15 protein-coding genes are annotated in these 18,588 nt (G+C 65.9%); 11 read left to right on the top strand and 4 right to left on the bottom strand.

Going from position 1 to position 18,588, the window contains the following annotated elements; translation table 11 throughout:
- Nucleotides 1-8: 8 nt before the first annotated feature.
- From gatB to gatC, 3 genes are read right to left on the bottom strand one after another with little or no spacing between them, the layout of a single operon-like run.
- On the bottom strand, nt 9-1,454 hold the full coding sequence (gene gatB / locus IB275_RS05440) for an Asp-tRNA(Asn)/Glu-tRNA(Gln) amidotransferase subunit GatB (protein WP_192290037.1): 1,446 nt from the start codon (nt 1,452-1,454) through the stop codon (nt 9-11).
- Nucleotides 1,455-1,465: 11 nt separating this feature from the next.
- Complete coding sequence (gatA, locus tag IB275_RS05445; protein ID WP_138212268.1) at nt 1,466-2,920, bottom strand: Asp-tRNA(Asn)/Glu-tRNA(Gln) amidotransferase subunit GatA; 1,455 nt, start codon at nt 2,918-2,920, stop codon at nt 1,466-1,468.
- A gap of 19 nt (nt 2,921-2,939) precedes the next feature.
- Nucleotides 2,940-3,227: an Asp-tRNA(Asn)/Glu-tRNA(Gln) amidotransferase subunit GatC gene (gatC, locus tag IB275_RS05450; RefSeq protein WP_015475813.1), complete on the bottom strand. Its 288-nt coding sequence runs from the start codon at nt 3,225-3,227 to the stop codon at nt 2,940-2,942.
- Between the two features lie 239 nt (nt 3,228-3,466).
- Between gatC and mreB the strand changes: the two genes are divergently transcribed.
- From mreB to tldD, 8 genes are all read left to right on the top strand, one after another.
- Nucleotides 3,467-4,504 (top strand): rod shape-determining protein MreB, encoded by a 1,038-nt coding sequence (gene mreB, locus IB275_RS05455; RefSeq protein WP_017518164.1) that lies wholly within the window; start codon nt 3,467-3,469, stop codon nt 4,502-4,504.
- A 125-nt stretch (nt 4,505-4,629) separates the two neighbouring features.
- On the top strand, nt 4,630-5,652 hold the full coding sequence (mreC, locus tag IB275_RS05460) for a rod shape-determining protein MreC (protein WP_494514424.1): 1,023 nt from the start codon (nt 4,630-4,632) through the stop codon (nt 5,650-5,652).
- Nucleotides 5,652-6,140, top strand: coding sequence for a rod shape-determining protein MreD (mreD, locus tag IB275_RS05465; protein WP_138212270.1), 489 nt, complete (start codon nt 5,652-5,654; stop codon nt 6,138-6,140). Before mreC ends, mreD begins: the two co-directional genes overlap by 1 nt.
- Before the next feature lie 60 nt (nt 6,141-6,200).
- A complete protein-coding gene (locus IB275_RS05470) occupies nt 6,201-6,785 on the top strand; it encodes a Maf family protein (RefSeq protein ID WP_192290034.1) in 585 nt (194 codons plus the stop codon).
- A 47-nt stretch (nt 6,786-6,832) separates the two neighbouring features.
- Nucleotides 6,833-8,290, top strand: coding sequence for a ribonuclease G (gene rng, locus IB275_RS05475; protein ID WP_045209573.1), 1,458 nt, complete (start codon nt 6,833-6,835; stop codon nt 8,288-8,290).
- Nucleotides 8,291-8,448: 158 nt separating this feature from the next.
- Nucleotides 8,449-12,267 carry a YhdP family protein gene (locus IB275_RS05480; protein ID WP_192290032.1) on the top strand — a complete coding sequence of 1,273 codons (3,819 nt, stop codon included), beginning with the start codon at nt 8,449-8,451 and terminating at the stop codon, nt 12,265-12,267.
- 67 nt (nt 12,268-12,334) lie between these two features.
- Nucleotides 12,335-13,183, top strand: coding sequence for a carbon-nitrogen hydrolase family protein (locus IB275_RS05485; RefSeq protein WP_192290031.1), 849 nt, complete (start codon nt 12,335-12,337; stop codon nt 13,181-13,183).
- Between the two features lie 2 nt (nt 13,184-13,185).
- Nucleotides 13,186-14,628, top strand: a complete 1,443-nt coding sequence (gene tldD / locus IB275_RS05490) for a metalloprotease TldD (protein WP_192290029.1) — start codon at nt 13,186-13,188, stop codon at nt 14,626-14,628.
- A 40-nt stretch (nt 14,629-14,668) separates the two neighbouring features.
- Here tldD and yjgA read toward each other — a convergent pair whose 3' ends face one another.
- The gene (gene yjgA, locus IB275_RS05495; RefSeq protein ID WP_024766553.1) at nt 14,669-15,193 is read right to left on the bottom strand and encodes a ribosome biogenesis factor YjgA; all 525 of its coding nucleotides are present in this window, start codon (nt 15,191-15,193) and stop codon (nt 14,669-14,671) included.
- Between the two features lie 116 nt (nt 15,194-15,309).
- Between yjgA and pmbA the strand changes: the two genes are divergently transcribed.
- The 3 genes from pmbA (at nt 15,310) to fumC (ending at nt 18,576) form a co-directional block, all read left to right on the top strand.
- The gene (gene pmbA, locus IB275_RS05500) at nt 15,310-16,659 is read left to right on the top strand and encodes a metalloprotease PmbA (protein WP_192290027.1); all 1,350 of its coding nucleotides are present in this window, start codon (nt 15,310-15,312) and stop codon (nt 16,657-16,659) included.
- 149 nt (nt 16,660-16,808) lie between these two features.
- A complete protein-coding gene (locus IB275_RS05505; protein WP_192290025.1) occupies nt 16,809-17,192 on the top strand; it encodes a FagA protein in 384 nt (127 codons plus the stop codon).
- The gene (gene fumC, locus IB275_RS05510; RefSeq protein WP_192290022.1) at nt 17,185-18,576 is read left to right on the top strand and encodes a class II fumarate hydratase FumC; all 1,392 of its coding nucleotides are present in this window, start codon (nt 17,185-17,187) and stop codon (nt 18,574-18,576) included. The genes IB275_RS05505 and fumC overlap by 8 nt, the downstream gene beginning before the upstream one ends.
- Nucleotides 18,577-18,588 lie beyond the last annotated feature (12 nt).

The raw sequence follows: 18,588 nt of genomic DNA on the forward strand, positions 1-18,588 counted from the left end.
GTGTGGGCTCAGGCTTCGAGCTTCTTCTTCAGCAGTTCGTTCACTTGCGCCGGGTTGGCCTTGCCCTTGGCGGCTTTCATGGCCTGGCCGACGAAGAAGCCGAACATCTTGCCGCGCTTGGCTTCGTCGCTGGCGCGGTACTGTTCGACCTGCTCGGCGTTGGCCGCCAGCACGTCGTCCAGCAGCTTCTCGACGGCGCCCGAATCGGTGTTCTGCACCAGGTCCTTGGCCTTGATGATCTCGTCGGGCGAGCCTTCACCTTCGGCCATGGCGGCGAACACGGTCTTGGCTGCCTTGCCGTTGATGGTGCCGTCCTTCAGACGCAGGATCATGCCGCCCAGGTGCTCGGCGGAAACCGGCGACTGCTCGATTTCCAGGCCGTCCTTGTTGAGCAGGCTGGAGAGCTCGCCCATCACCCAGTTGGCCGCCAGCTTGGCGTCGGAGCAGATGGCCTGGACCTGTTCGAAGTAGTTGGCCATCTCGCGGCTGGCGGACAGCACGCTGGCGTCGTACGCGGACAGGCCGTACTGGCTCTCGAAGCGCTCGCGCTTCTGGTCCGGCAGTTCCGGCAGCTGGCCGCGCAGCTCTTCGAGGAAGGAGCGCTCGATCACCACCGGCAGCAGGTCCGGGCAGGGGAAGTAACGGTAGTCGTTGGCTTCTTCCTTGCTGCGCATGGAGCGCGTTTCGTCCTTGTTCGGGTCATACAGGCGGGTTTCCTGCACGACCTTGCCGCCGTCCTCGATCAACTCGATCTGGCGCTGCACTTCGTGGTTGATCGCCTTCTCGATGAAACGGAAGGAGTTCACGTTCTTGATCTCGGCGCGGGTACCGAACTCGGCCTGGCCCTTCGGCCGTACCGAGACGTTGCAGTCGCAACGCAGCGAGCCTTCTGCCATGTTGCCGTCGCAGATGCCCAGATAGCGCACCATGGCGTGGATCGCCTTGACGTAGGCCACGGCTTCCTTGGCGCTGCGGATGTCCGGCTCGGAAACGATCTCCAGCAGCGGAGTGCCGGCGCGGTTCAGGTCGATGCCGCTCATGCCGTGGAAGTCTTCGTGAAGGCTCTTGCCGGCGTCCTCTTCCAGGTGCGCGCGGGTGATGCCGACGCGCTTGACGGTGCCGTCCTCGAGGGTGATGTCCAGGTGGCCCTTGCCGACGATGGGGTGGTCCATCTGGCTGGTCTGGTAGCCCTTGGGCAGGTCCGGGTAGAAGTAGTTCTTGCGCGCGAACACGTTGCGCTCGGCAATCTCGGCGTTGATCGCCAGGCCGAACTGGCAGGCCATACGCACCGCTTCCTGGTTCAGCACCGGCAGGGTGCCGGGCATGGCCAGGTCGACCAGGCTGGCCTGGGTGTTCGGGGCGGCGCCGAAGGTGGTGGCGCTACCGGAGAATATCTTCGATTGGGTGGAGAGCTGTGCGTGGATTTCCAGCCCGATCACGGTTTCCCATTGCATGTGTGTCGTCCTCAGAATCCAGCCGGTGCTTGTTTGTGCCAGTCGCTGACCAGTTGGTACTGGTGCGCGACGTTGAGCAGGCGGCCTTCCTGGAAGTACGGCGCGAGCAACTGGACGCCCACCGGCAGGCCGTCGACGAAGCCGGCCGGCATGGACAGGCCCGGAATGCCGGCGAGGTTGGCGGTGATGGTGTAGATGTCTTCCAGGTACTGGGCGACCGGGTCGTTGTTCTTCTCACCCAGTTTCCAGGCCGGGTTCGGCGTGGTCGGGCCGAGGATCACGTCGACTTCGGCGAAGGCATTGGTGAAATCGTTCTTGATCAGGCGACGAATTTTCTGAGCCTTCAGGTAATACGCGTCGTAGTAACCGGCGGAAAGCGCGTAGGTGCCGACCATGATGCGGTTCTTCACCTCAGCGCCGAAACCTTCGGCGCGGGAGCGCTTGTACAGGTCCTGCAGGTCCTTCGGGTCTTCGCAGCGGTAGCCGTAGCGAACGCCATCGAAGCGCGACAGGTTGGAGCTCGCTTCTGCGGGCGCGATCACATAATAGGCAGGGATCGCGTGCTGCATGTTCGGCAGGGATATCTCCTTGACCACCGCGCCGAGCTGCTTGAGCTGCTCGACCACCTTCATCACCGCGTCGGCGATGCGGCTGTCCAGGCCGGCGCCGAAGTATTCCTTCGGCAGGCCGATGCGCAGGCCGGTCAGTGGCTTGGCCAGGGCGGCCAGGTAGTCGTCTACCGGCTGGTCGACGCAGGTGGAGTCCTTCGGATCGAAGCCGGCCATGGCACCGAGCATCAGCGCGCAGTCCTCGGCGGTGCGGGCCAGCGGGCCGCCCTGATCGAGGCTGGAGGCGTAGGCGATCATGCCCCAGCGCGATACGCGGCCGTAGGTCGGCTTGATGCCGGTGAGGTTGGTCAGCGCGGCCGGCTGGCGGATCGAACCGCCGGTGTCGGTGCCGGTGGCGGCCGGGATCAGGCGCGCCGCCACGGCGGCGGCGGAGCCACCGGAGGAGCCGCCCGGTACGCGGGAGGTGTCCCAGGGGTTCTTCACCGGGCCGTAGTGGCTGGATTCGTTGGCCGAGCCCATGGCGAACTCGTCCATGTTCAGCTTGCCCAGGCTCACGGTGCCGGCGTCGGCCAGGCGTTCGACGACGGTGGCGTCGTAGGGCGAGACGAAGGCGTCGAGAATCTTCGAACCGCAACTGGTGCGTACACCCTGGGTGCAGAACAGGTCCTTGTGGGCGATTGGTGCGCCCAGCAGGGCACCGGTCTCGCCTTTGGCGCGCCGCTCGTCGGCCGCCTTGGCCTGGGCCAGGGCGTTTTCTTCGGTGACGGTGATGAAGCTGTTCAGCTGCGGGTCGAGCTGCTGGATGCGCGCGAGCAGGGCAGTGGCCAGTTCCTGGGCGGAGAATTGCTTGTCGGCGAGTCCGCGGGCGACTTCGGCGAGGGTCAATTGATGCAGCATATGTCCGTGTCCTTAGCGCTTACTCGATGACTTTCGGGACGAGGTAAAGGCCGTCTTCCACGGCCGGCGCGATGGCCTGGTAGGCTTCGCGGCGGTTCTCCTCGGTGACTGCGTCGGCGCGCAGGCGCTGCGTGGCTTCCAGCGGGTGGGCCAGGGGCTCCACGCCGTCGGTGTCGACCGCCTGCATGGCGTCGATCAGGCCAAGGATGTTGTTGAGGGTGTCGGTGGTGCGCGAAATGTCGGCTTCCTCCAGGCCCAGGCGGGCGAGGTGGGCGATCTTTTCCACGTCGGAGCGTTCAAGCGCCATCGGGGTCTCCAGCTAGAGCGGCCCGGTTCGAACTGGACCTGGCCGGAAGGAATTGAGGGGGCAGGGAACAGAACCCGCGGCAGACGGTCGAAGGCCGCTGGGATGGGCCTGCGGGCCCGAAAAACGAGGAATCTAGCATAAATTGCCGCCTTGCCCAAAACCCCCGTCATTGTTAGAGTTTGCCGCACTTTTTTACCCGCGCACTTTTCACCCACGCGCCACCTATGGGTTTCTTTCCAATGTTCAAAAAACTGCGTGGCATGTTCTCCAGTGATCTGTCGATCGACCTGGGCACTGCCAATACCCTTATTTATGTGCGAGAGCGCGGCATCGTCCTGAACGAACCGTCCGTGGTCGCCATTCGTAGCCACGGCAGCCAGAAAAGCGTGGTAGCGGTCGGTACCGAGGCCAAGCGCATGCTGGGCCGTACCCCGGGCAACATTGCCGCCATTCGTCCGATGAAGGACGGCGTGATCGCCGACTTCAGCGTCTGCGAGAAGATGCTGCAGTACTTCATCAACAAGGTTCACGAGAACAGCTTCCTGCAGCCCAGCCCGCGCGTGCTGATCTGCGTGCCGTGCAAGTCTACCCAGGTGGAGCGCCGCGCCATCCGTGAATCGGCCCTGGGCGCTGGCGCCCGTGAGGTGTACCTGATCGAAGAGCCGATGGCTGCTGCCATCGGCGCCGGCCTGCCGGTCGAAGAGGCCCGTGGTTCCATGGTCGTCGACATCGGCGGCGGCACCACCGAGATCGCCCTGATCTCCCTCAACGGCGTGGTCTATGCCGAATCCGTCCGCGTCGGCGGCGACCGTTTCGACGAAGCCATCGTCACCTATGTGCGCCGCAACTACGGCAGCCTGATCGGCGAATCCACCGCCGAGCGCATCAAGCAGGAAATCGGCACCGCCTTCCCGGGCGGCGAAGTCCGCGAAGTCGACGTCCGTGGCCGCAACCTGGCCGAAGGCGTACCGCGCAGCTTCACCCTGAATTCCAACGAAGTGCTCGAAGCGCTGCAGGAATCCCTGGCGACCATCGTCCAGGCGGTCAAGAGCGCTCTGGAGCAGTCCCCGCCGGAGCTGGCTTCGGACATCGCCGAGCGTGGTCTGGTGCTGACCGGTGGTGGCGCGCTGCTGCGCGACCTGGACAAGCTGCTGGCCCAGGAAACCGGCCTGCCGGTGATCGTCGCCGAAGACCCGCTGACCTGCGTCGCCCGTGGCGGCGGCAAGGCGCTGGAAATGATGGACCGTCATTCGATGGACCTGCTGTCCACCGAGTAAGTTGGACGTGGAGGTTGGTTGACGTTTTGCCCGCGCTGGTGAAACTTCAACCGACCTTGCACAGCTAGGAGCCGGTCATCAAACCGATATTCTCCAAAGGGCCCTCGCTGGGCGCGCGCCTTCTGGTGCTCGCTGTCCTGTCGGTCGCCTTGATGGTGGTCGATGCCCGCTTCGATTATCTGAAACCGGTACGCAGCCAGATGGGCCTCGTGCTGAGTCCCTTCTATGGCATCGCCGACTTCCCCGTTCGTGCGTGGGAAGGCGTGCGCGACCAGTTCACCAGCCGCAGCGAGCTGCTGGCCGAGAACGAGCGCCTGAAGGCCGAGCAACTGCTGATGCAGCGCCGTCTGCAGAAGCTCGCCACCCTCACCGAACAGAACGTACGCCTGCGCGAGCTGCTCAACTCTTCCGCTCTGGTCGACGACAAGGTGCTGGTGGGCGAGCTGATCGGTGTCGACCCGAACCCCTTCACCCAGCGCATCCTGATCGACAAGGGCGAGAAGGACGGCGTGTTCCAGGGCCAGCCCGTGCTCGACGCCAGCGGCCTGATGGGCCAGGTGGTCGAGGTCATGCCCTACACCGCGCGCGTGCTGCTGCTGACCGACACCACCCATAGCATTCCGGTGCAGGTGAACCGCAATGGCCTGCGCGCCATCGCCGTGGGCACCGGCAATCCGGAGCGTCTGGAGCTGCGCTACGTCGCCGATACCGCCGACATCAAGGAAGGTGACCTGCTGGTCAGCTCCGGCCTTGGCCAGCGCTTCCCGGCCGGCTATCCGGTGGCAGTGGTGAAGGAAGTCCTGCACGACACGGGCGGGCCGTTCGCCACCATCCGCGCCGTGCCGACCGCCAAGATGAACCGCAGCCGCTACGTGCTGCTGGTGTTCAGCGACAGCCGTACCCCAGAGCAGCGCGCCACCGATGCCGCCGAGGCCCAGGCCGAGGCCGATCGCAAGGCCGCCGAGTCCGGCGCGCCGGCACAGCCTGCACCAGGTGCTCCGGCAGCCCAGCCGCATGACGGCGCGCAGCCCGCTGCTCCTGCCGCTCCCGCCACGCAGCCAGCCCACCCGGCCGGCACCAACGGTACGGCGCCTGCCGCGCCTGCGGGTGCCCCGGCATCGCACCCGGATGAAAGGGCCCGTCACTGATGGCGGCGCAGGGCTCGAACAACGGCTGGGCCATCTGGCTCACCCTGCTGGCGGCGTTGCTGCTGTCGGTGGCGCCGATGCCCAGCTTCATGGAGATCGGCCGCCCGCTGTGGCTGGCGATGTTCCTCACCTACTGGGTGCTCTACCTGCCGCACAAGGTCGGCATGCTGACCGCCTGGGTGTTCGGCGTCGCCGAGGACGTGCTCTACGGCAGCCTGCTGGGGCAGAACGCCCTGATCCTCAGCCTGATCATCTGTCTGGTGCTGTCGCTGCACCAGCGCCTGCGCATGTTCCCCATCTGGCAGCAGTGCCTGGTGTTGCTGGTGGTCTACGGTCTTGCCCAACTGGTCCAGTTGTGGATCAGCGCCCTGACCGGCAACCGCCCGCCGACCCTGGTGTTTCTCCTGCCGGCATTGGTCAGCGCCTTGCTCTGGCCCTGGGTCTACACACTGCTGCGGGCCCTGCGGCTGCGCCTGAACATCAACTGATCGCCCCCTTGCGGGGGAATCGCCGGGCCCGCGTTGCGCGGGCCCGCTTCGGAGTCCCTGATGGCCCAGCTGTACCTCGCCTCCAGTTCGCCGCGCCGCCGCGAGCTGCTCACCCAGATCGGCCTGCCGTTCCATATAGTGCCCGCGTCCATCGATGAAACGCCCGCGTCCGGCGAGTCGGCGCATGCCTATGTAGAGCGTCTGGCGCGTGGCAAGGCGCTGGCCGGGCTGAACTTCCTTGCCCAGCGCGCCGACGTCTGCGTGCTTGGCGCCGATACCGCCGTGGTGCTGGATGGCCGTATTCTCGGCAAGCCGGTCGATCGCGACGACGCCCTCTCCATGCTGCAGGCCCTGTCCGGCCGCGAGCACGAAGTGCTGACCGCCGTGGCGGTTGCCGACCGGGATCGCTGCGAGGCGTGCGTGGTCAGCAGCCGCGTGGCCTTCCGCGCGGTTTCCGCCGAGGAAGCCGAGCGCTATTGGGAAACCGGCGAGCCGCAGGATAAAGCCGGTGGCTATGCTATCCAGGGGCTTGCGGCGGTCTTCGTCAGCCGCGTTGAGGGCAGCTACAGCGCTGTGGTCGGCCTGCCTCTTTGCGAAACCTCGGCATTGCTGGCTGACTTCTCCATCCCCAGCTGGCAGTCTTGATCGAAAAGTAGCGCTGGCACGACTCCGGGCGCGATAAGGAAGGGCGCATGAGCGAAGAGATCCTGATCAATATCACGCCGATGGAATCGCGCGTGGCGGTGGTGGAGAACGGCGTCCTGCAAGAGGTCCATGTCGAGCGCACACTGCGCCGCGGGATCGTCGGCAACATCTATAAGGGCAAGGTAGTGCGCGTGCTGCCCGGCATGCAGGCGGCCTTCGTCGACGTCGGCCTGGAACGTGCAGCCTTCATCCACGCTGCGGAGATTTCCACCCGCGAAGGCAGCGCGGTGGAAAGCATCGGTGCGCTGGTCCACGAAGGGCAGAGCCTGGTGGTGCAGGTCACCAAAGATCCCATCGGTACCAAGGGCGCGCGCCTCACCACGCACCTGTCGATCCCCTCGCGCTATCTGGTCTACATGCCGCGCACCAGCCACGTCGGCATTTCCCTGAAGATCGAGGACGAGCACGAACGCGAGCGCCTCAAGCAGGTGGTCGCCAAGTGCGTCGAGGCGGAGGGTATCGTCGAGCGCGGCGGGTTCATCCTGCGTACCGCTGCCGAGGGCGCGGGTGAAGACGAGATCCTCGCCGATATCCGCTATCTGCGCCGCCTCTGGGATCAGATCGACGCGCAGATCCAGACCGTCGGCGCGCCGACGATGATCTACGAAGACCTTTCCCTGGCCCTGCGCACCCTACGCGACCTGGTGAACCCGCGCATCGAGAAGATCCGTGTCGATTCCCGGGAGAACTTCCAGAAAATCACGCAGTTCGTCGAAGAACTGATGCCGGAAATCGCTGACCGTCTGGAGCACTACCCGGGTGAGCGGCCGATTTTCGACCTCTATGGGGTCGAGGACGAGGTGCAGAAGGCGCTGGAGCGCAAGGTGCTGCTCAAGTCCGGTGGCTACCTGATCATCGACCCGACTGAAGCGATGACCACCATCGACGTGAACACCGGCGCCTTCGTCGGCCATCGCAACCTCGAAGAGACCATCTTCAAGACCAACCTCGAGGCGGCCACCGCCATTGCCCGCCAGCTGCGCCTGCGCAACCTGGGCGGGATCATCATCATCGACTTCATCGACATGGAAGACGAGGAGCACCGCCGCCAGGTCCTGCGGACCCTGGAGAAGCAGCTCGAACGCGACCATGCCAAGACCAACATCATCGGCATCACCGAGCTGGGCCTGGTGCAGATGACCCGCAAGCGCACCCGCGAAAGCCTGGTGCAGGTGCTCTGCGAGCCCTGCCCGAGCTGCCAGGGGCGCGGCATGCTGAAGACTGCCGAAACCATCTGCTACGAGATATTCCGCGAGATTCTTCGCGAGGCTCGCGCCTACCAGGCCAATTCCTATCTGGTGCTGGCCAATCAGAAGGTGGTGGATCGCCTGCTCGACGAGGAGTCGGGTAATGTCGCGGACCTGGAGCTGTTCATCGGTCGCCCCATCAAGTTCCAGGTCGAGGCCATGTATTCCCAGGAGCAGTACGACGTGGTCCTGCTTTGAGCGGCGGATCGCATAGTCTGGGATTCGGGCAGGAGGCCGTCGTGCAATGGGGTTTTTTGGAGCTTTGCCTGACGCACACTGTCAGACCTGGTTCGACATTGCCTGGCTGGGAGGCCGCTCGATGACCCTTCGCTTCACTTCACAGGCAGCCGGCTGACATGGAGCGTGCCGGCCGCCTGTTCGCCACTTCCCTGCGCATCATTCTGGGCCTCCTGGCGCTGGGACTGGTGCTGCTCGCGCTCTACGTCAGCCTCGGGCGGCAACTGGTGCCGCTGGTGGCGGAGTACCGCGATGACCTGGCGCAGAAGGCCAGCGAACAGCTGGGCCTGCCGGTGGCCATTGGCGCGCTGGAGGGGCACTGGCATGCCTTCAGCCCGATCATCGTGGTGCGCGATATCCAACTGGGCGAGGGCAATGACTCCCTGCGTCTGGAACGGGTACGTCTGACTCCGGACATCCTCGGCAGCGTAATGGCGCGCCAGCCGCGCATCGACAGCCTGGAACTGGAAGGTCTGCACCTGACCCTGCGCGAGGACGAGGACGGCAAGTGGCACGCCGATGGCCTGCCCAGCCGCGGCGGCGACACCGATCCGCGCAAGCTCATCGACCTGCTGCTGACCCCGCGTCGCCTGTCGCTGATGGACAGCCAACTGACCGTACTGCCGCAGCAGGCCAACCCGCTGTCGCTGACCTACGTCGGCATGACCCTGCGCAGCGGCAGCCGCCAGCGTCTGGAAGCACGTCTCAGCCTGCCCGGCGGCGAGCCGGTGGCGGCGCGCCTGGAAGCCCGCCTGAACCGTGACGACTGGGCAAAGAGTTCGGCCCAGTTGTACCTCAGCCTGCCCCAGGCCGATTGGGCCAAGTGGTTGCCTGAGCGCCTCACTGGAGCCTGGAAGCTGTCCCAGGCCAAGGCCGGCGGCGAACTCTGGGCGACCATCGACAAGGGCGTGCCGGTGTCGGCTGTGGCGCGCCTGAACGCGCCGAAGATCGACGCGGCGCTGGGCGATCGCAAACCGCTGAGCCTGAGTGACCTGGGCGTCAGCCTGTTTTTCCAGCGTAATGGCGACGATTTCGATCTGCGCGTTGCCGATCTGGCGGCGAACCTCGGCGAAACTCGCTGGGGCGAGGTGGAGCTGGAGCTGACTCGCCGGATGAAGGACGAGGAGCACTGGCAGCTGCGCGCCGACCGCCTCGACCTGACCCCGCTGGGGCCGACCATCACCGCCCTGGCGCCGCTGCCGGACAAGGCCATCGAGTGGCTCGACGGCCTCAAGCCGCAGGGCGTGCTGCACAACGTCAACTTCGATTACTGGCCGCAGCGCGAGGGCGCCGAGCGCGTTGCCTATGCCACCAACCTGGAGAAGGTTGGCGTCAGCGCCTTCCATGACGTGCCCGCCGTGGCCAATGTCGATGGCACCCTGCGCGGCAACCTGGAAGGCGGCACGCTGGATGCCAACGCCCAGAACTTCATGCTTCACCTGGCAACCCTCTTCCCGGAGCCCTGGCACTACCGCACTGCGCACACGCGCATGTTCTTCAAGCTCAACGACGAGGCCTTTACCCTCGGCAGCCACCTGATGCAGGTGGAGGGCGAGGAGGGCACCATCGCCGGTGACATGCTGATCCGCCTGATGCGCGACCCGGCGCTGGAGGACTACATGGACCTGCGAGTCGGCATGAGCAATGGTGATGCGCGCTACACCGGCAAGTACCTGCCGACCGTCATCCCGCAGATGAGCAAGGACCTTGCCGCCTGGCTGAAGGGTTCGATCAAGAGCGGTCGCATCGAGCAGGGCTATTTCCTCTGGCAGGGCTCGCTGCAGAAGGGATCGGCGCCCGAAGCCCACGCCATGACCCTGTATTTCAAGGTCCACGATGGCGTGCTCGACTACCAGCCCGGCTGGCCCGGCCTGAGCAAGGCCGAGGGCGAGGTGCGGGTCGAGGACACCGGTGTCAGCATCAACGCCAGCAGCGGGCAGATCCTCAACAGCCAGGTGCGCGATGTGTCGGTGGAGATTCCCCATTCGGACCCGGGCGAAGTCGCCCACCTGCATGTGAATGGCGACATCGACAGCAACCTCGTCGATGGCCTGAAGATTCTCCAGGATTCGCCGATCGGTGCGACCCATACCTTCGCCGGCTGGGAAGGCTCCGGTGACCTGAACGGCCACCTCAACCTCGATATTCCCCTGGCCAAGGGCGAGGCGAGCAAGGCACGGGTGATAGTCGACTTCGACACCGACAAGGCAAAGTTGAAGATTGCCAAGCCCGAACTTGCCCTCGAACAGGTCAAGGGCAAGTTCCGCTATGACACCGACAGCGGCCTGAGTGGACAGAACATCGCGGCCCAGGTGCTGGGCGCTCGTGTCACCGGCAGCATTCGTGCCGAAGGCCGCAACGGCGTCCCGCGCACTCGGGTGCTGGTGGGTGGCCAGGTGCCGGTCAAGTCCCTGCTCGAGTGGGGCAAGGTGCAGAAGCAGTTGCCGGTGGACGGACGCATTCCCTTCCAGCTCAACCTGCTGCTCGACGGCAAGGACAGCCAGTTGCAGGTCGCTTCGAACCTGCAGGGCGTCACCATCGACCTGCCGGCGCCGCTGGGCAAAGCGGCGCAGGAGACCCGCGAGAGCGAATGGCGCATGACCCTGGACGGCGCCGAGCGGCGTTACTGGGCGACCTATGGCGACCGCGCCAGCCTGGCCTACGCCGCGCCGGTGGAGCAGCCGCTGGCCGGGCGTGGAGTGCTGCGCCTGGGTGGCGATCCGGCCGTGCTGCCCAACTGGAGCGGCGTGCAGGTGCGCGGCAAGATCGACGAAGTCGACGCCGATGCCTGGATGGCCGTTGCGAAGAAGTACTCCAATACCGGTGTCGAAGGCGCCGCTGGCCTGTTGCGTGGAGCGGACCTACAGATCGGTCGCTTCACGGGCTTCGGCCAGACCCTGGAAAACCTCACGCTGGACCTGGCGCGCGTCGACAGCAGCTGGCAGGTCGGACTGGTCAGCTCACTGGTCTCCGGCAAGGTCACCCTGCCCGACAGCAAGGTAAAGCCGATCCAGATCGCTCTGGATCGCATCGACCTGCCCAAGGGCGAGGCCATCGATTCCGAGAAGGCAGTGGAGGCGCCGGACCCGCTGGCGAAGATCGATCCGCGTACCCTGCCGCCGATGGACGTGAGCATTCGCCAGGTGCTGAAGGCTGGCAAGCCAGTCGGTGCCTGGAGCTTCAACGTGCGGCCGACACCCACCGGGGTTGGCTTCAACGACGTCAACCTGGACCTGCGCGGCCTGTTGGTGAAGGGCAACCTGCGCTGGGACGGCATGGAGGCGAGCGCGCGCAGCACCTTCCAGGGTCAGCTTGAAGGCAAGAATATGGGCGATGTGCTCAAGGCCTGGGACTTCGCGCCCAGCGTGACCAGCGAGCGCTTCCGCGTGGACATCAATGGCAACTGGCCGGGCTCCCCGGCGGCGCTGAACCTGCGGCGTTTCGGCGGCACCCTGGACGCCAGCCTGCGCAAGGGCCAGTTCGTCGAAGTGGAGGGCGGCGCCAATGCCTTGCGCGTATTCGGCCTGCTCAACTTCAACGCCATCAACCGCCGCCTGCGCCTGGACTTCTCCGACCTGCTGGGCAAGGGCCTGAGCTACGACCGGGTGAAGGGCGTGCTCACTGCCACCGATGGCGTCTACTTCACCCGCGAGCCGCTGCGCCTGGACGGACCGTCGAGCAACCTGGAACTCAACGGCACCCTGGACCTGGCCCACGACCAGATCGACGCCAAGCTGCTGGTGACCTTGCCGGTGACCAACAACCTACCGCTGGCGGCGCTGATCGTCGGCGCGCCGGCCATTGGTGGGGCGCTGTTCGTGGTGGACAAGCTGCTGGGCGACAAGGTCGCGCGCTTCGCCAGTGTGCAGTACAGCGTCAAGGGCCCGTGGCAGAGCCCCACCATCGCTTTCGAGAAACCTTTCGAAAAGCCTCATTGAGCCCCTCAATTGAGCAGAAAGCCCGGGCTTCAGTTAGCATGAAACCCAGACACCGACGGAGCTCAGCATGTCCATTGCCGTCATCCAGATGGTCAGCCAGGACGATGTCCTGGCCAATCTCGCCGCCGCCCGTCGCCTGCTCGAGCAGGCCGCCGAGGGTGGTGCGCGCCTCGCGGTACTGCCAGAGAACTTCGCCGCCATGGGCCGCCGCGATCTCGCGGAGATCGGCCGTGCCGAAGCGCTGGGCATCGGGCCGATCCTGCCCTGGTTGAAAAGCACCGCCCGCGACCTCAGGTTGTGGATAGTCGCCGGCACCCTTCCGCTGCCGCCCGAAGGCCAGTCGGACGCGAAGGCCAACGCCTGTTCGCTGCTGGTGGACGAACGCGGCGAAGTGGCGGCGCGCTACGACAAGCTGCACCTGTTCGACGTGGACGTCGCCGACGCCCGTGGCCGCTATCGCGAGTCGGACGACTACGCCTTCGGTCAGCGCGTGGTGGTGGCGGATACGCCGGTTGGGCGCCTGGGAATGACGGTCTGCTACGACCTGCGCTTCCCCGAGCTCTACACTGCGCTGCGCGAGGCTGGCGCGGAACTGATCAGCGCCCCGGCGGCCTTCACCGCGGTGACCGGTGCGGCGCACTGGGAAATCCTCGTCCGCGCCCGCGCCATCGAGACCCAGTGCTACCTGCTGGCGGCCGGGCAGGGCGGTACCCACCCCAAAGGACGGGAAACCTGGGGCCAGTCGGCGATTGTCGACCCCTGGGGGCGTATCCTCGCCGAACAGGCCAAGGGCGAGGCCGTGCTGCTCGCCGAGCGCGACAGTGAGGAACAGGCGGCGGTCCGGCAGCGCATGCCGATTGCCCGGCACCGAAGATTTTTCCCGCCGGTCGAACCACGACCGGCGCGTACGGAGTGAATATGAGCGAACTGTTGTCATCCGTCAGTCAGCACCTGCTGGCCCCCGGTGGTCTGGATATCGACCAGCTGTCGCCGATCCTGCACGAGCTGAGCGGCCCCGGTATCGACGCCGCCGACCTGTACTTCCAGAGCCAGGTTTCCGAGTCCTGGATGCTCGAAGACGGCATCGTCAAGGAAGGCAGCTTCCACATGGACCAGGGCGTCGGTGTGCGCGCGCAGTCCGGCGAGAAGACCGGCTTCGCCTACAGCAACGCGATCAACCATGAAGCGCTGATCCAGGCCGCCCGCGCCGCCCGTTCGATCTCCCGCGCCGGGCAGAACGGCAAGGTGCAGGCGTTCCAGGCCGTGGTGCCGACCCGCCTGTATGCCGGCGAGAACCCGCTGGACGTCATGAGCCGCGCCGATAAGGTGGAGCTGCTGCAGAAGATCGACGCCGCCACCCGCGCCCTCGATCCGCGCATCCAGCAGGTCACTGTCAGCCTCGCCGGCGTCTGGGACCAGGTGCTGATCGCTGCGGCGGACGGTTCGCTGGCCGCGGACATCCGCCCGCTGGTGCGCTTCAACGTCAGCGTCATCGTCGAGCAGAACGGCCGCCGCGAGCGTGGCGGTCACGGCGGCGGCGGGCGTACCGATTACAAATATTTCCTCCAGGAAGACCGCGCCATGAGCTACGCCCGCGAGGCGCTGCGCCAGGCCCTGGTCAACCTCGAAGCGGTGCCCGCGCCAGCCGGCAGCCTGCCGGTGGTGATGGGTGCCGGGTGGTCCGGGGTGCTGCTGCACGAAGCCGTGGGCCACGGCCTGGAAGGCGACTTCAATCGCAAGGGCAGCTCCAACTACAGCGGGCGCATCGGCGAGAAGGTCGCTTCCAGCCTGTGCACCATCGTCGACGACGGCACCATCGCCGGCCGTCGTGGTTCGCTGTCGGTGGACGACGAGGGCACGCCGACCAACTGCAACGTGCTGATCGAGAACGGCATCCTCAAGGGGTACATGCAGGACAAGCTCAACGCCCGCCTGATGGGCGTGGCGCGCACTGGCAACGGCCGCCGCGAGTCCTATGCGCACCTGCCGATGCCGCGAATGACCAACACCTACATGCTGGCCGGGCAGAGCGATCCGGAAGAGATCATCGCCAGCGTCGAGCGCGGCATCTACTGCGCGAACCTCGGCGGCGGCCAGGTAGATATCACCAGCGGGAAGTTTGTCTTCGCCACCAGTGAGGCCTACCTGATCGAGAACGGCAAAATCACCCGCCCGGTGAAGGGCGCGACCCTGATCGGCAACGGTCCGGAAGTGATGAGCCGGGTGTCCATGGTCGGCAACGACCTGGCGCTGGACAGCGGCGTGGGTACCTGCGGCAAGGACGGCCAGTCCGTGCCGGTCGGTGTCGGTCAGCCGACCCTGAAAATCGACGCCATCACCGTCGGCGGCACGGGCGGCTGAGGCCATTGCCGGTGGGGCTGGAAGGGAAGGGCGCGGCCGCTCAGCGCAGGCCGCGTTTCAGCTCGTCCAGCTCGCGGATGTATTTGAAGATCTTCCGCGCTGCGGCCGGAGGCTTGTTGTGAGCGGCCTCATGCTGGGCGTGGCGGATCAGCTGGAGCAGATGCTGGCGGTCGCTTTCCGGGTATTCGCCGAAGAAGGCCGACAGCGCGGCGTCACCGCCGGTGATCAGGTGGTCGCGCCAGCGCTCCAGGGCGTGGAAGCGTTCGTTGTACTGGCGGGTCGAGGTATCTACCTGCTCCAGCAGGGCGAGGATGGCCTCGACATCCTGGTCGCGCATCAGCTTGCCGATGAACTGCCGGTGGCGTTTCTTGGCGGCGTTGGCCTTGTGCTTGGGAGCTTCTTCCAGTGCGCGGCGCAGCGGATCGGTAAGCGGCATGCGGTCGAGCATGTCGGCCTTGAGCGTGGTCAGGCGCTCGCCGAGTTCCTGCAGCGCGTGCATTTCGCGTTTTACTTGCGACTTGCTCTTCTCATCGAAGGACGAGTCGTCATCGTGAATTTCAGCCATGGCGGGGGTCTCGTTGAAAACGCCGCCATGATAACGAGTCAGGGGCCGCTTGTCCGGCCCGCGCCGGTCGCCGCCGCCTGATGGCGGGGCCGGACCATGAACAGGAGAGGCATGCAATGAGCGAACACAACCCGGCAGTGAGCCCGGAGGTCCTTCCCGAACTGCGCGAGCAGGTCGAGCGGATCATCGCCGAGGCCACCCGGCAGGGCGCCAGCGCCTGCGAGGTGGCGGTGTCGGTGGAGCAAGGGCTGTCGACCTCGGTGCGCCAGGGCGAAGTCGAGACCGTCGAGTTCAATCGCGACCAGGGCTTCGGCATCACCCTCTACGTCGGCCAGCGCAAGGGCTCCGCGAGCACCTCGGCCACCGGCGCGGATGCTATTCGCGAGACCGTGGCGGCGGCGCTGGCGATTGCCAAGCACGCTTCCGAAGACGATTGTGCCGGCCTGGCGGACCCGGCGCTGATGGCGCGCGACCTGCCGGACCTGGACCTGTACCACGGCTGGTCGATCACCCCTGACCAGGCCATCGAGCGCGCGCTGGCCTGCGAGGCCGCTGCGTTCGCCACCGACAAGCGCGTCACCAAGGCCGACGGCACCACGCTGAATACCCACCAGGGCTGCCGCGTCTACGGCAACAGCCACGGCTTCGTCGGCGGTTACGCCAGCACCCGCCACAGCCTGAGTTGCGTGATGATCGCCGAGCTGGAAGGGCAGATGCAGCGCGACTACTGGTACGACGTGAACCGTCGCGGCGAGTTGCTGGCCACTCCAGAATCCATCGGCCGTCGCGCCGCCGAGCGCGCCGCCAGCCGTCTCGGCGCGCGCCCGGTGCCGACCGCCGAAGTGCCGGTGCTGTTCGCCCCGGAAGTCGCGGTGGGCCTGTTCGGCCATTTCCTCGGTGCCATCTCCGGCGGCAGCCTGTACCGCAAGTCGTCGTTCCTCGAAGGCGCGCTGGGCCAGCGGTTGTTTCCGGAATGGCTGACCCTGGACGAACGCCCACTGCTGCGCGGTGCGCTGGGCAGCGCCTCGTTCGACAACGATGGCCTGGCGACCTACGCCAAGCCCTTCGTCGAGGGCGGCGATCTGGTGTCGTACGTGCTCGGCACCTACTCCGGCCGCAAGCTGGGCATGCCCAGCACGGCCAACTCCGGTGGCGTACACAACCTGTTCGTCAGCCATGGCGATGAGGACCAGGCCGCCCTGATCCGCCGCATGGGCCGTGGTCTGCTGGTCACGGAGCTGATGGGGCAGGGCGTCAACCTGGTGACCGGCGACTACTCCCGTGGCGCTGGCGGTTACTGGGTCGAGAATGGCGAAATCCAGTTCCCGGTGCAGGAAGTCACCATCGCCGCCAACCTGCGCGACCTGTTCCGCAATATCGTCGCCATCGGCAACGATGTGGAGTACCGAGGCAACCTGCATACCGGCTCCGTGCTCATCGAAAAGATGATGGTCGCCGGCAACTGATCCAGTCGCCGCGGCCCTGCTGGCCGCGGCTTTCAGCCCTTCTTCGATTCCCTTCTCCAGGCGAGCCACTCCGCGCAATGCGTTCGGGCGGCTTGTTTTTTTGTCTTTCGGAAACAATAATCAATCTCATTATCGATTGAGAGATTGCCATGTTCGCCGAAATCGACAGTTCAATCACCGACCGCTGGTATCGCCTGGGCACGCGTATCCGCTGTGCGCTGGAGCCGAACGAGCCGCGCCTGATCGAGCAGTATCTCGGCGAAGCGCGCTACCTGGCCGCCTGGGAGCCGGTGCCGGCCTGGCGCCTGTTCGAGAAGTGCTTCGGGCTGCTGCTCGACAGCAGCCGCGACATCGCGCTGCCCTGGCACTGGCGCGTGCTCTGCCTGGACCACGCCTATCTCCCTCTGCGTGAACTGCAACGCCTGGCGACTTCGACCGCCCAGCGCCAACGCCTGTGCCTGCTGGCCCGGCGCATGGCGCAGCAGGAGATGGCGCCTTCCCTGAGACTGCAAGAAGGAATCGAGAATGACTGACAGCCGTATCGAACGCGACAGCATGGGCGAACTGGAGGTGCCGGCTTCGGCGCTGTACGGCGCCCAGACGCAGCGGGCGGTGAACAACTTCCCGGTGAGCGGCCAGCGCATGCCGCGTCCGTTCATCCGCGCGCTGCTGCTGGCCAAGGCGGCCGCGGCGCGCGCCAATGTCAGCCTGGAACAGCTGGACGCAGAAACCGGCGCCGCCATCGTCGCCGCCTGCGAAGAGCTGCTGGCCGGTGATCTGCAGCAGCATTTCCCGGTGGACGTGTTCCAGACCGGCTCGGGCACCAGTTCGAACATGAATGCCAACGAGGTGGTCGCGACCCTTGCCAGCCGCCGCCTCGGCAAGCCGGTTAATGCCAACGACCAGGTCAACTGTGGGCAGAGCAGCAACGACATCATTCCCTCGACCATCCACATCAGTGCGGCGCTGGAGATCCATCAGCATCTTCTGCCAGCGCTTGACCACCTGCATGCCACCCTGGAGAGGAAAGCCAAGGTTGTTCACCAGCACGTAAAGACCGGCCGGACCCATCTGATGGACGCCATGCCGGTACGCCTGAGCCAGGTACTCGGTGGCTGGGCCCAGCAGGTGCGCCAAGCATTGCAGGGTATCGAGGCACAACTGCCGGCGCTGCAGCAGCTAGCCCAGGGTGGCACTGCGGTCGGTACCGGGGTGAACGCCCATCCGCAGTTCTCCGCGCGCTTCTGCGAGGAACTCAATGGCCTGACCGGCCTGCTGTTCCGCCCCGGCGACGACTTCTTCGCGCTGATCGGCGCGCAGGACATTGCCGTAGCCACCTCCGGCCAGCTCAAGGCCCTGGCCGTTGCGCTGATGAAGATCGCCAACGACCTGCGCTGGATGAACTCCGGGCCGCTGGCCGGCCTTGCCGAGATCGAGCTGGAGGCACTGCAGCCGGGCTCCTCGATCATGCCTGGCAAGGTCAACCCGGTGATCCCCGAAGCCACCGCCATGGTCGCCGCCCAGGTGATGGGCAACGACACCACCATCGCGGTCGCCGGGCAGTCCGGCAACTTCGAGCTGAACGTGATGCTGCCGGTGATCGCCGACAACCTGCTGCACAGCATCCACCTGCTGGCCAACGTCAGCCGCCTGCTGGCGGACAAGGCCATCGCCAGCTTCAAGGTCAACGAGACGAGCCTGCGCGAGGCGCTGTCGCGCAACCCGATCCTGGTCACCGCGCTGAACCCGATCATCGGCTACCAGAAGGCTGCGGAGATAGCCAAGCAGGCTTATCGCGAGGGCCGGCCGATCATCGAGGTCGCGCTCGAGTTCGCTGTTTCAGAAGGCATGGATCTCGACCGTACCCGCCTCGAGCAACTGCTCGATCCCGAGAAGCTCACCGCCGGCGGACTCTGAGTCCGCCCCATC

The sequence above is a fragment of the Pseudomonas sp. PDM21 genome, from assembly GCF_014852505.2.
In the GTDB taxonomy this organism is placed as follows: Bacteria; Pseudomonadota; Gammaproteobacteria; order Pseudomonadales; family Pseudomonadaceae; genus Pseudomonas.